At 64.5% G+C, this 12,473-nt stretch carries 9 protein-coding genes and 1 tRNA gene; 3 read left to right on the forward strand and 7 right to left on the reverse strand.

All coding sequences use genetic code 11. The features are described from left to right. Positions 1 to 10: 10 nt before the first annotated feature. From CAL13_RS05180 to CAL13_RS05195, 4 genes are all read right to left on the reverse strand, one after another. Positions 11 to 2,143 carry a putative bifunctional diguanylate cyclase/phosphodiesterase gene (locus CAL13_RS05180; RefSeq protein ID WP_086071729.1) on the reverse strand — a complete coding sequence of 711 codons (2,133 nt, stop codon included), beginning with the start codon at positions 2,141 to 2,143 and terminating at the stop codon, positions 11 to 13. 71 nt (positions 2,144 to 2,214) lie between these two features. Continuing rightward, complete coding sequence (locus tag CAL13_RS05185) at positions 2,215 to 2,883, reverse strand: hypothetical protein (RefSeq protein ID WP_086071730.1); 669 nt, start codon at positions 2,881 to 2,883, stop codon at positions 2,215 to 2,217. After that, positions 2,883 to 3,257 carry a response regulator gene (locus tag CAL13_RS05190; RefSeq protein ID WP_086056424.1) on the reverse strand — a complete coding sequence of 125 codons (375 nt, stop codon included), beginning with the start codon at positions 3,255 to 3,257 and terminating at the stop codon, positions 2,883 to 2,885. Before CAL13_RS05190 ends, CAL13_RS05185 begins: the two co-directional genes overlap by 1 nt. A 254-nt stretch (positions 3,258 to 3,511) precedes the next feature. Then, positions 3,512 to 5,461 carry an LTA synthase family protein gene (locus CAL13_RS05195; protein ID WP_086071731.1) on the reverse strand — a complete coding sequence of 650 codons (1,950 nt, stop codon included), beginning with the start codon at positions 5,459 to 5,461 and terminating at the stop codon, positions 3,512 to 3,514. Positions 5,462 to 5,680: 219 nt separating this feature from the next. Here CAL13_RS05195 and CAL13_RS05200 point away from each other — a divergent pair, with 219 nt between their 5' ends. After that, positions 5,681 to 7,933: an AsmA family protein gene (locus CAL13_RS05200; protein WP_086071732.1), complete on the forward strand. Its 2,253-nt coding sequence runs from the start codon at positions 5,681 to 5,683 to the stop codon at positions 7,931 to 7,933. A gap of 33 nt (positions 7,934 to 7,966) precedes the next feature. On the opposite strand, the gene CAL13_RS05205 is transcribed toward CAL13_RS05200, so the two are convergent. Continuing rightward, positions 7,967 to 9,580, reverse strand: coding sequence for a sensor domain-containing diguanylate cyclase (locus tag CAL13_RS05205; RefSeq protein WP_086071733.1), 1,614 nt, complete (start codon positions 9,578 to 9,580; stop codon positions 7,967 to 7,969). Positions 9,581 to 9,875: 295 nt separating this feature from the next. Between CAL13_RS05205 and CAL13_RS05210 the strand changes: the two genes are divergently transcribed. After that, a tRNA-Lys gene (locus tag CAL13_RS05210) sits at positions 9,876 to 9,951 on the forward strand. 22 nt (positions 9,952 to 9,973) lie between these two features. On the opposite strand, the gene CAL13_RS05215 is transcribed toward CAL13_RS05210, so the two are convergent. Together CAL13_RS05215 and CAL13_RS05220 are read right to left on the reverse strand one after the other, a co-directional pair. Continuing rightward, positions 9,974 to 10,387: a zinc-binding dehydrogenase gene (locus tag CAL13_RS05215; protein WP_086071734.1), complete on the reverse strand. Its 414-nt coding sequence runs from the start codon at positions 10,385 to 10,387 to the stop codon at positions 9,974 to 9,976. A 79-nt stretch (positions 10,388 to 10,466) separates the two neighbouring features. Continuing rightward, positions 10,467 to 11,432: a LysR family transcriptional regulator gene (locus CAL13_RS05220; protein WP_086071735.1), complete on the reverse strand. Its 966-nt coding sequence runs from the start codon at positions 11,430 to 11,432 to the stop codon at positions 10,467 to 10,469. Between the two features lie 128 nt (positions 11,433 to 11,560). On the opposite strand from CAL13_RS05220, the gene CAL13_RS05225 reads away from it, so the two are divergent. Beyond that, positions 11,561 to 12,358 carry an alpha/beta fold hydrolase gene (locus CAL13_RS05225; RefSeq protein ID WP_086071736.1) on the forward strand — a complete coding sequence of 266 codons (798 nt, stop codon included), beginning with the start codon at positions 11,561 to 11,563 and terminating at the stop codon, positions 12,356 to 12,358. The last annotated feature ends 115 nt before the right edge of the window (positions 12,359 to 12,473 follow it).

The raw sequence follows: 12,473 nt of genomic DNA on the forward strand, positions 1-12,473 counted from the left end.
CCCAGGGGCGCTATGCGTAGTGGTCGGCGGGCATGGGCTTGCCGAGATAATACCCCTGACCATATCGGCAGCCTCGTTTCAACAGCGCATCCTGATGCGCGCGCGTTTCGATGCCTTCGGCCACGATCTGTATGTTGAGGCTGGCGCCGAGCGCAATGATGGCATCGACGATCGAGGCGGCGGCCGGGTTCTGCACGAACGACTTGTCGATCTTTAGAAGATCGACAGGAAAGCGCTGCAGCTGCGTCAGCGAGGCGTATCCCGTGCCGAAGTCGTCCAGTGCGATGCCGATGCCCGCGGCATGCAAGGTCCGCAGTGTGTCCTCCACGACATCCGCGCCCGGTCCAAGGTAAACGCTCTCGGTGATTTCCAAGGTCAATTGGTCGGGGCGCAGGCCGTGCTCGTGCAGCATGGTCAGTATCTGGTCGGCAAGTTCGACGCGATAGAACTGGGCGGCGGCCACATTCACCGATACGCGCTTGAAGTCGAAGCCCTTGGCCATCCACGCGCGCATTTGCCCCAACGCGCCGAGCAATGCTTCGTTGCCCAATCGCGTGGCCAGCGTCGGATCCTCGAACGCCGCACTGAAACAGCTTGGCGGCAAAATGCCTCTGTCGGGCAAAGACCAGCGCATCAGCGCCTCGAAGCCGGAAAGCTGCTGCGTGCGTATGTCGTAGATCGGCTGGTAATACAGCAGGAATTCTTTTCGTTCTATCCCACGGCGTACGTCCCGGAGAAGTTGAACGCGCTCCTCCAGCCTATGGCGCATCTCCGGTTCGAAGGCGACCGTCCGGTCTCCGCCCGCCTTTTTGGCCTGATAAAGGGCGATATCAGTGCTGCGTACGATCTGGTCCGCATCCGCGGCCTGTGCCGGCGCGTGGCACAGGCCGATGCTGGCGGATACGGAAAGCGTATGTTCGGCATAGTGGAGCGGCTCTTTCAGTCGTACGTGCAACCGCTCCATGTGCGCCAGGAGCGCATCTGTCGGCCTGGGCGGCGCGATCACGGTGAATTCATTGCTGCCCACGCGGGCGACGAAAGTGCCTTGCGGAAAATGGCGCTTGATACGCTTGCCGATTTCGATCAGCAGTTCGTCTCCCGCGTGATGCCCCAATGTGTCATTGACGTCCTTGAAGCCATCTATGTCGATGGAAATGAGGACGATGGGTTCGTGCCTTGAGAAAAGGCGCGCCAGTTCCAGAAGGAACGCGCCACGGTTGGGCAGGCCGGTCAATTTATCCGTATAGGCCAGCTCATGGAGCTGACGTTGGGATTCGACCTCGTCGGTGATGTCTTCGACCAACCCGTGCACATGGACGACCTGGCCGTCCCGGGTTTCCGGCTCGGCAAGCACGTGGACCCAGCGCGACGAGCCGTTTTTGTGCTCGATGCGTCGGCGAGCCTCGTAACTCTTGCCCTCCAGCAGCAGCCGACCCGGATCTTCGAGACGCTGCACGGCGGAGTCGGCCGTTTGAAAGCGGCGCATCACCGTGTCAAAGGTGGTGGGGCTGGTCGCGTCGATGCCGAAGATCTCCCTTGCTTGCTGGCTGAGCGTCAGATCACCGGTAATCGCGTTGTATTCCCACCCGCCCACTTTGGTCAGCCGGAAAGCACGAGAGAGCAATTGTTCCCGACGCCGCGTGTCAGCGAGCGTTCTTTGGGCACGCAGTGCCGCGCTTGCTACCGCGGCGAAATCCCGAAGTCGCTCTTCATCCTCCCCGGAAAACGCCCGGGTGCAGCCATGTGCGATGCACAAGGCCGCGACGGGCTGCCCTTCTTCCAAGGTCAGGGGAGCCGCGGCGAAGAACCGGACCGGCCCGTCTACCTTCAAGAGCGCATCGTCCTTGCGGGCGGTGGACAGTTCGCCCAGGTCCCGGACGACCACGTCATTGGCCAGCAGGGCAGCACAGCTCCATTCCGTCAGCAGGGAAGCGGCGCCGGCACCTGCGCCGCAGGACCATAGGCTTACTGGCGCTGTGTCCCGAAGCCATGTAACGGCGCACATGGACACATCAAAAAAGCGTATCGCGAGGCGACACAGCTCTTGCATTCCGGGCACGCCTTCGCCGTCGCGCAGGTCGAGAGCGCTCAGTGGGATGAGCGGTCCGGCAATTCCGCGTTCGATATTGGGCGAGGCGCTCATGCAAAGGTTTCGTCAAAGAAGCCGGGCACCGCGCCAGACCTACGCCGGCCTGGGGCGTGCGTCAAACAGCATCATTCCGCTATTTGTATCGCTGCGGCGGCCGGAGGTGAGAGCAACCATATGTTGCTGTGTCTTTCTATCTTCCAGCCATAAAAATGCGCGATAGCCTGCATGTCCTCGTGGGAGATGGGCGGCGCGCCTTCCGGCTGCAACGCGCGGCCCGTCGCGTCCGGCGGAGCTGGCAGGGCTTCCGCGACGATGGCGTCCGGGCCTTGCTGCCGTACATGGAGAACTCCGCGAGGCGGCAAGGCATGGATCGCCTCGATCATCCAGGCCATGACGACATAACGGCCGCTGCGGTGATCCACCGCCACGGTATGTTGGAAGTCGTCGATTTGGATTTTCTTGCCGGACAGCAGCAATTGAGAAAATGCCAGGCGCCGGCATTCCTGCAGAATGGCATGGACGGAAAGCGGTGGACTTTCGTCCTGAAACCAGTTATTCAGCAAGCGGATGGCCGCCACGCTGTCGTCCAGCATGGTATCGAGGTCGCCCACGAAAGGCGGCGGATCGCTGGCCACCAGCGTGCCCTTGGCGATGGCCTTTTCCAGCAAGACGATGGTCAGCTTGGCGTTGGACAAGGGCTTGAGCGCGTCGTGACGCAGCACAGGAAAGACATGCGCCAGCACCTTGAACTGGATGCCATGGATGGCGAGCGGATCGAGCGCGGTGGCGGACATTACTTTGCGGCCCCCCTGGGTTGGGCCAGCAGTCGCTCCAGTTCGGCAAGGTCCAGCGGCTTTTCCAACCAGACATCGAAGGCGGAGGCTTCCGTGCGGTCGCCGCTGCGCGGCAAACCGCTCAGCGCGAATATCCGTACGTCCCGTCCCAACAATCTGCGCAGTTTGGCAGCCAGTTCGTAGCCGTCGACATCCGGCAGGACGATGTCGGTAATGATCACGTCTGGACGCACGTCCTGGCATGCCGCCAGAGCCTCCTGTCCCGTGGCGGTCGTCTTGGCGCGGTAGCCGAGCAATTCGACGAACTCCGACAGCAGCTCCGACGCCATCTCGTTATCGTCCACGATCAGAATCTGGAGGTTTTCATCGGTCATGCTTGCATATTCTCCGGTCGCGAACGGACGATCTGGCTGGTAGTGTGACACGATAAAACGCCGCACTCCGATACCGCCGAGGCTGGTTACACCCCAATGGCAAAGTTTCGCTTTGTTTCTCGCGGCGATCAAGTGCCGTGACGCTGCCGGCGGACGGCGGCACGGATGAGCAGATACGCCATTGTGCCTCGAAAGTCCGCCCGCACGGGCAAAGCCGCCCCCCTCCGTACGGGGGACTGCTTTTGGCTCCCGGATCAGGCTCTTTCCAGGCCTGGTCGCAGGGCTGCGGCGGCACGGCCCGCGGCGCCGTGCAAAGGCGGGAGCGCGTAGCGGCCTTCGCGGTACGCCCAACTGGGCCATAGGGCATGGGCGAGCGCCTCGCGAGCCAGCCGCTCGTCCACCGGCACGGCTTCATAGGTATCCGGCGGGCCATAACGGTACTGCACGGGCGCCTTCTGCGGACCCAGCACCACCAGCCGGTCTCCCTTCAGATAGCCGTAGTTGTCGCCATACTGCATGATGGCCCGCCCTGTGTCGCCGTCAGGCAGGGGCCGGGTCATGTCCCGGCCCAGCATGGGGTGGCGGCATTCCAGACCCATCAAGGACAGCAAGGTTGGCGCAAGGTCGATCTGGCTGATGATGCGCCCGTCGCGGCGCGCCTGCACGTCGGCGCCCAGAATCACCGAAGGGATGTGGAAGTGCCGCACCGGCACCAGGCTGGCGCCGGAAACGCGGGAGTCATGGTCGGCGGCGATCAGGAAGACCGTATTCTCCCAATATGGGGAGTTCTTCGCCTGTTCAAAAAAGCGGCCCAGCGCCCAGTCCGCGTAGCGCACCGTATTTTCGACCGTGGCCGGATTTCCGTCGGGCTCGATGCGGCCCGCCGGGTATTCCCAGGGGGTATGGTTGGAGACCGTGAACGCCAGTGTGAAGGTGGGCTGGTCCCCGTCGCTGCTCAGCAGACGATGCAGCTGGTTGAACATGTCTTCGTCGGACGCCCCCCAGGTACCCACGAACTGCGGGTCGACGAACTCGGCCCGATCAACGATGCGGTCGAAGCCGTTGCCCAGGAAGAAGCCCTTCATATTGTCGAAGTGCGCTTCCCCGCCATAGATGAAACGGGAGTGGAAGCCATGGCGGCCGAGCAAATCGGCAAGCGTGAAAAAGCCCCGCTGGGCATCGGGAAGCTTGACGACCGCTTGCGCGGGCGTGGGCATGAAACCGGTGACGACCGCTTCCAGGCCGCGCACCGACCTGGTGCCGGTTGCATAAGCCCGCGTGAAGTTCCAACCCTGTTCGGACAGCGCATCCAGGCATGGCGTCAGGGGCCGGCCGCCCAGGTTGGCGACGTACTGGGCGCCCAGGCTTTCCTCCAGGATGATCACCAGGTTCAACGGACGGGCGCGCGGCCGCGCCGGCGACTGCACGTGCATGCTCGGGTACTTGGGATCCGCCGGCGGCTGCGGAAGGTCTGCTGCCTCCAGCACCCGCGCGTGCATTTCCGCTTCCGGCATGTTGCCGTAGACCGCCGACGCGGACTTTTCGTTTTTCATGCTGTAGACGGCATACAGCACGCTATATAAAGAGTTGAGTGGCAGCATATTGAGCATGCCGTCCGCGCAATAGGCCACCGTCGAAGGGTTGATGGGCCGGTGCGCCAGCGTGCCTCGGATGGCGAGGATGCCGACCGCCAGTGCGGCCACGCTGATCAGCGGCATTTGCCACCATGCCAAGGCCGCATCGGGCCGCGGATCGCCGAACAGCAGATGGCCCGCCCAGGCGGCCAGCGCGACGACCACAAGTCCCCCGACGAGGGGCGCCTTGAAGCCGCGCCACAGCATGGCGGACACTTCGCGGGGGTGCTTCAGGTATTCGACGAACAGCCGGTTCGGGCGTGCGTCGTATTCCATGATGAAAGGCGGCGTGGCGACTTCCATGAACACCAGCAGCAGCCAAGCCACCTGGAACCACACCGACGTAATCGCAGCGGCCAGCGGGATGTGTCCGAGCCATGGCGCAAACACGGCTGGCGCGATGGCCAGCACGGAGACTTCGTGCGCGTCGATTCGCCAGCCTCCCAGAACGATCGGCCATAGGCCGCCGGCGTTGCGCACGCGTTCCCGCTGCCAGGCGGCCAGGGCCAATCGGCTGGCCGTCAGCAGAATCAGCGCCGAAACAATGAAAATCCAACACAGTTGCCGCATGGGCTTTCGAGTCTCCCGGCATGCGGCGGCAAGCCGTCATGCACCGTTGATCGTGAGGCCGGCGCTTGGGCCGGCAGCGACGGGGCGTTGCCCCGGCCGCAATGTTAATGCTTAACCGCTCCGCGACGGGCCGGGCCGGCGCTTTGGCACGGAATATGCACATCCGGGCGGACGGCCGGGCCCCCTCGATGCCCGAACCCATCAAAAGAAGGCGAGAGCATGGCGCGCAGATACAAGATCCTGACCGGTATTGTCATTGCGGTGATTTTAGTCCTCGCCGTGGCTGTCGTTCTGCTTGCGACGCTGGACTGGAACCGGTTCAAGCCGCTGATCAACGAGAAGGCGTCCGCCGCGCTTGGGCGGCCCTTCGCCATCAATGGCGACTTGCAAGTCGAATGGCGGCGTCCCGAGGGCGAGCACGGGTGGCGTGCATGGATCCCGTGGGCGGAGGTGACCGCGAACGATATAACGGTGGCGAATACCGAATGGGGCCGGGCCGATCGATTCGCGGCGCTGAAAAGCGTACGGTTTCGCATCGGGCTGCTGCCCCTGCTGTCGCATCGCGTGGTGTTGCGGCAGATTCAGCTTGGCGAACCGACCGTCAATCTGGAGCGCATGTCGGATGGCAGGGCGAACTGGACGTTCAAACAGGATGACGAGTCCGCAAAGGACGAGAGCGACTCGCCGTCGTCATGGCAGATCGACGCAGACGAAATCGGCTTCGACAAGGGCAGCGTCGGGTACTTCGACGAGACCCGCCAGGCGGATATGAAGGTCGTGATCGATCCGCTCGGTAAAGCGGTTTCCATCGGCAATCTGGCCGGCAGCGCGGGGGCGGCCCTGACCGGCGGGGGCGGCGCGCCGCCGGGCAAGGATGCGCCGCCTCCCCAGGCCGGCAAGGACGGCCAGCCTCCTCAAGCCGGCCAGCCTGGCCAGTCGCAATCCGCCGAGGCGCCGGCTTATGTGTTCGGCTGGCAGGCGAGCGGCAAGTACAAGGGGCTCCCGGTGGATGGACAGGGGCGCGTCGGCGGCATGCTGGCCCTGCAGGACGCCAATCGGCCGTTTCCGCTCGAGCTGAAGGTTGCGGTGGGGCAGACGAAGGCGTCCGCCATCGGCACGCTGACCAACCCCATGCACCTCGGGGCGCTCGATCTTCGCCTGACCTTGTCCGGAGCAAGCATGGCCGATCTCTACCCCTTGATCGGCGTGGCGCTGCCCGACACACCGCCCTATAGCACCGATGGGCGCTTGATGGCGCGACTGCAGGACCCGCAAGGGGCGGTATACGAGTACCGGGGCTTCAATGGCAAGCTGGGCGACAGCGACCTGCATGGCGATGTGATGTACACGGCTTCCAAGCCGCGCCCTCGCCTGCAGGGCCAGTTCACCTCGAATCTGCTTCGCTTTGCCGACCTGGGGCCGCTGGTGGGGGCGGATACGGGCAAGGACAGCGGCAAAAAGAAGATATCGGACAGCGCCAGGGTGGCGCAGGCCGAGCGCGCTTCCGGCAAAGCCGATGCGCAAAAGGCCGCGACGCCGGCGGACCAGCCGCCCGACAAGGCCCTGCCCGTGCAGGAATTCCGGACCGAGCGTTGGAGCGCCATGGACGCCGACGTGACATTGAAGGCCAAGCGCATTGTCCAGACGGCAGATCTGCCGCTCACGAACCTGCAGGCCCACGTCGTCATGCAGGCGGGCGTGCTGACGCTGACGCCGCTGCGCTTCGGGATGGCCGGCGGCAACCTGAACGCCAACATCCGACTGGATGGGTCGAAAGCGCCGATGCAGGGCCAGGCCAGAATCGAAGCCCGGCGGCTGGAGCTGAAGCAGCTTTTTCCGAAGGTGCAAACGATGCGGCGCAGCCTGGGCGAACTGAACGGGGATGCTGCCCTGAGCGGCAACGGCAACTCCGTGGCCGCGCTGCTCGGCACCGCGAACGGCGAGACCAAGGTGCTGGTGAACGACGGCGTTATCAGCAGCAGCTTGATGGAGCTGGCGGGGCTCAATGTCGGCAACTACGTGGTGGCCAAACTCTTCGGCGACGAAGAGGTGCCGATCAATTGCGCGGCGGCCGACGTCCAGTTCAAGAATGGGCTCGCCAAGCCGGATCTGTTCGTCTTCGATACCGAGAACGCGGTCGTCAACATCGACGGGACAGTGGACTTCAAATCGGAAAAGATCGATCTGGACATCACGCCGCACAGCAAGGGACTGCGCATCATTTCCCTGCGCTCGCCGCTGTACGTGGCGGGTACGCTGAAAGACCCGAAGGCGGGCGTAAAGGTCGGGCCGCTGGTGGCGCGTGGCGCAGGGATGGTGGCCTTGGGCGCGGCCCTCACGCCGGCCGCCGGCCTGCTGGCCCTGATCGTGCCCAGCAATTCCGGGGCGGAGAACCAGTGCGCCACGATGCTGAATCAAATGCGCCAGCCGCCCAAGGCGCCGCCGCCCCGTCCGGCGCAGCAGAAGCGCTAGGCGCCGGCGGCGCAGCGGCAGGCTCGTTCGGCGTCAAGCTGCTCGGGAGGCCGAGGGCGCCGCCTTGCCCGCGACCCGGAAGCCTTGCGCGGTGTCCGGCGCCGCCACGCAGGTCAGGTTGCGGCCGTTGTTCTTCGCGTGGTAGAGCGCCTTGTCGGCTTCTTTCAGAACCGCACGCACTTCCTTGCCATGGTCAGGGTAGCGGGACACGCCGATCGAGATCGTGACCCGGTCTCCGGCGGGATTGACGGCCGTCGCCATGGCGGTACGCAGACGTTCCGCAGCCCGCACCGCATCGTCCAGCGTCGTGGCGGGCAACAGCATGATGAATTCCTCGCCGCCTGCACGGGCCAGGACGTCGTTGCTGCGCGATCCCTGGCGCATCAGCGAGGCAAGCGCGCGTATGACTTCATCCCCGGCATCGTGGCCATGGCGGTCGTTGATGGCCTTGAAGTGGTCGATATCGATGACGGCCACCGAGAAGGGCACGCCGGTCGCGGTGAATTCCTCCAGCGCTTTCAGAAGCCCGCGGCGGTTCAGAAGGGAGGTGAGCGCATCCGTCGTGGATTCGCGCCGCAGGCTGCGCATCTTGTGGTTGATGCTGCCCAGGCCGGTCAACAGCGCGCGTTTCAGTTGGGCCGCCTCGAAATACCAGGACTTGACGTTCCTGATCCGGTCGGACGCCTCTCCATCGTCCATGTGCCTGGCCGCCCGGGCAAGCTGCCACAACGGCCGCGCGATCAGGCCGGAAAGCCAGCCGATGCACACGAGCAGGATCAGCAGCAGCGGCAGCGTATTGCGCACCGTCAGCCACAGCAGCTCGTCCATGCGCTGCAGCGTTCCCGCAACCGGCCGCTGCGCCACCAAGCCCCAGCCCGTTGCCGGCACCAGCGCGTAGCCGCTCAGCATATCCACGCCCTTGCTGTTCACCACGCGCTGTTCGCCTTCCTGGCCCTGCATCAAGTCATCGATGACCGCATTGCCTGAGATCGTCTCGCCGATGCGCCAACGCTGCGGGTGGTAGATGAGCGTCCCGGTACGGTCCACCACATACAGGTACGACCCGTCGCGGTAATAGTGCTCGCCCAGCAGCGAGTGCAGGGCGTTCTTTTCATGCAGATAGAGCGTTCCGCCGATGAAGCCCGCGTAGTTGCCGGCAGGGTCGAAGATCGGGTGCGAGCTGAGGATGACCCAGCGCCCGGTCAAGCCTACATAGGGTTCGCTGATCGCAGGTTGCCGCGTGCGCAGCGCCTGCTGCGCCGGCCCGCTTTCCAGCTGCGCGCCCAGCAGATTCGGAACCGCGGGATCGACGGCGAGGACACGGCCTTCCGCGTTGACGATGACGACCGAGTTGAAATGGTCGTTCTGGCGCATCAGCCGGCGCGCTTCATCCGCCAGCTTGTCCGGGCGGGTGGCCATGTCCGCCAGCATCAATGCACTGTAGGCCAGCTCCATCTGAACGGTGCGCACGAAGGTGTCGGTGGTCGAGGCCAGCTTGGCCGCGTACACCCGGTTGCCTTCCAGCGTGTTGTTCAGCAGTATCTCCCGCTGAACCCGGTAGCTCGCGTAAAAGCTGTTCCCGAGCGCGAGAAGCACGGAACACAGGCAAAGCCACAGAATGAGGCGGCGCAGGTCGATGCGGAACATGGGATGAGGTGGCTGCCGCCGGATCGGTACTTTGTAGGAATTGTCCGACGATGATAACCGTGTCCAAGCTCCTGGAAGGAGGCCGCCTGGCTGGGACGCGATCCGAAGCCCCGGCTGCAGGGGCCGTTGTCGCGCTGCCGCGACAGGCCGGCCCCGGATAGCGGCGGGGCCGTCCGTCCGTTTGGCGGAAGTCCCTGTTTTATGTACAATTCCGCTTCTTGGCTGGGGCCGCTTTCCGCGATCGCCGGTCAGGACCCAGCGAAATGATCCAGGCGACGCCTGCATCCGTCGCGACGGGCTGTTAGCTCAGTTGGTAGAGCAGCGGACTCTTAATCCGTAGGTCGAGTGTTCGAGCCACTCACAGCCCACCAGAATTCCTTTGAACACAAGCGCTTAGCCCACCCGTCGCGGTGGGCTTTTTGCGTCTTGGGGTTTTCCCCTCGGGCTTCGGTCCGCCGCCGTGCCGTCGAACACCAGCGCCACCTTCCCGAAATGCGAGCCGTTCTCCAGGTAGCGTATCGCGTCGGCCGCATCCCGCCAGGATAAGGAGCGGTCGATGACCGGCTTGATATCCAGTGCTTCGATGGCGCGGATCATCGCCTCGAACGACTCGCGGGAGCCGACCGGGATGCCCCGCACTTCAATCTGGCGGGTGAAGACCTCCAGCGGGTTGATCGCGCCGTCCTTGCCGCCCGGGTAGCCAATGACATGGATCTGGCCCCGCCGGGCGGTCGCCCGCAAGGATTCGGAGAACGTGCGTGGTCCTCCCACCTCGATGACATGATCCACGCCGCGGCCGTCGGTCATCGCCAGTACGGCCTCGGACCAGGCGGGATGCTGCCGGTAATTGATGCCTCCAAAGCGCGAGGCCCCGGCATGCGAGGGGTCAACGGCGATGGTTCCGCTTCGAAGCGGCGTGGCGCGCGGACCGTGCGGGCCGCCCCCGCACGGCGGCGTCCTGTAGTTGCGGCGCAGCCTGACGCAGATATTCCCACAATCGGTCCGCGACCGGACCGTGCGGCCGATCGCGGCGGCGGGCTGCGACGAGTTGCTCCACCCGCCCCGGCAGGTGGCGTCCGGCGATGGAGACCAACGTGCCTTCCTGCAACTCCCGCTCGACCAGAAAGTGGGGCAGATGTCCCCACGCCATCCCCTGCATGATGATTTCCTTCTTCATGCCGGGGTCCGGAACCGTGTATTGCGGCGCGCCCGGAATCACGAAGTGCTCCTGGGGCGAGGGACGACGGGCGCTGTCACGAATCACGCATTGGGCGAGGTTGCGCAGCTGTTCGGGCTTGATATGCCGCGATAAGGGGAAAGGAAGGAACCCTGGGGCTACCACCGGAATCAGTTCGACCTTGCAAAGGTCCAGCCATTCGATACGCGTGTCGCTCTTTTCGATGCGATGAAGGATCAGGTCGGCGTCGCCTTCGAGCAGCCGCTCCCAGGGGCCCGTGACCGCTTCCACATCGAGATGCCACCGCGTCGCCGGGTGGCCGGCGAAAAAAGGCGCCAGTAGCCGCAGCGTAGCAGCGGGCGGACAAAGGTCGCCCATCACCACACGAAGCTCGGCTTCCTCCCCAATCGCGAGTTGCTCCGCGTGAGCCTGCAACGCATGCCACTCCAGCAGCAGCGACTGCGCCTGCCGATGGAAGGCGCGTCCCGCCGCCGTCAGCCTGACCCGGTAGCCGCTCCGATCCAGCAGGGCGAAGCCCACTTGCCGCTCCAGCCGCGCGACGGCGGCGAATACGGCCGGATGCGTCCGGTGCAGCGCCAGTGCGGCGGCCTGGAACCCGCCTTCGCGGACAACGGCGTCGAAGCAGCGAAGGTCTTGCAGCGTGAATGGCGGCATTGTCAACGTGAATTACAGAGATGCTGATCACTTTGTAATTTTCTCAAAACCGCCGCGTACATACGATGACCGCTGTCATGGCCCCGACGCCAACCGGCGGACGGGCTCAACCCAAGAGGAGGAAAACCATGTCAGCGAATAGCATCTTCACTACCAGCGACGGCCGGCGGATCGCTTATCGTTTGGAAGGGCAGGGCGGGCGCCCCGTGTTGATGTTGTCCAACTCCATCGGCACCGATATGTCGATGTGGGATGGCATCATGCCGGCGTTGCTCGAGAGGTTCCAGGTATTGCGCTATGACATGCGCGGCCACGGCGGCTCCGATGTTCCCTGCGGCCCTTATTCGCTGGACCGGCTGGGACGCGATGCGTTGGAACTCATGGACGTCCTGGAACTCGCCCGCGTCGATGTTTTGGGGTTGTCGCTGGGCGGTATGGTGGCGCAGTGGCTCGCCATGCACTTTCCCGAGCGTATCGACAGGCTGGTGCTGGCCCACACCGCGGCGTACCTGGGACCGGCCGCGCAATGGGAACCGAGGATCCGGACCATCCTGCAAGCGCCGGCCGAGCAGACCGCCGAGGCCTTCCTGGTCAACTGGTTCCCGGCGGCCATGCGCGAGCGGGACGACCCCGCGCTGGCGCCGTTCCGCGCCGTGCTGCTACGCACCCAGGCAAAGGGGATCGCCGGCTGTCTGGCGGCGGTACGCGATATGGATATGCGCCGCGGCCTGGCGCTGATCGACCGTCCCACTTTGGTGATCGGCGGCCGATTCGACACGGTGACGAGCGCCCAACACAGCGAAGAACTGGCTGCCGGGATCCCGGGCGCCGCACTGGTGCTGCTTCCGGCCGTGCATATGTCCAATGTGGAGTTGCCGGAAGCCTTTATCGACACGGTCGGCCAATTTCTTTCGATAAGCGGTTAAGCGGGCAGGCAGGCGGCTTGTTGGCGTGATCCGTCGTTCAACGCGGATCGGATCCGCGATACGGCAGCAGCGCGTGCAGCGGTTGGAGTGCCAACATGCCCGCCCCGTCCGGCAG

It is taken from the genome of Bordetella genomosp. 9 (assembly GCF_002119725.1).
In the GTDB taxonomy this organism is placed as follows: Bacteria; Pseudomonadota; Gammaproteobacteria; order Burkholderiales; family Burkholderiaceae_B; genus Bordetella_C.

What these genes read in the sequence shown, in the direction of transcription:
- CAL13_RS05180 (WP_086071729.1), bottom strand. Translation starts at nt 2,143, where the DNA reads ATGAGCGCCTCGCCCAATATCGAACGCGGAATTGCCGGACCGCTCATC.
- CAL13_RS05200 (WP_086071732.1), top strand. Translation starts at nt 5,681, where the DNA reads ATGGCGCGCAGATACAAGATCCTGACCGGTATTGTCATTGCGGTGATT.
- CAL13_RS05205 (WP_086071733.1), bottom strand. Translation starts at nt 9,580, where the DNA reads ATGTTCCGCATCGACCTGCGCCGCCTCATTCTGTGGCTTTGCCTGTGT.
- CAL13_RS05225 (WP_086071736.1), top strand. Translation starts at nt 11,561, where the DNA reads ATGTCAGCGAATAGCATCTTCACTACCAGCGACGGCCGGCGGATCGCT.
- CAL13_RS05215 (WP_086071734.1), bottom strand. Translation starts at nt 10,387, where the DNA reads ATGACCGACGGCCGCGGCGTGGATCATGTCATCGAGGTGGGAGGACCA.
- CAL13_RS05185 (WP_086071730.1), bottom strand. Translation starts at nt 2,883, where the DNA reads ATGTCCGCCACCGCGCTCGATCCGCTCGCCATCCATGGCATCCAGTTC.
- CAL13_RS05195 (WP_086071731.1), bottom strand. Translation starts at nt 5,461, where the DNA reads ATGCGGCAACTGTGTTGGATTTTCATTGTTTCGGCGCTGATTCTGCTG.
- CAL13_RS05220 (WP_086071735.1), bottom strand. Translation starts at nt 11,432, where the DNA reads ATGCCGCCATTCACGCTGCAAGACCTTCGCTGCTTCGACGCCGTTGTC.
- CAL13_RS05190 (WP_086056424.1), bottom strand. Translation starts at nt 3,257, where the DNA reads ATGACCGATGAAAACCTCCAGATTCTGATCGTGGACGATAACGAGATG.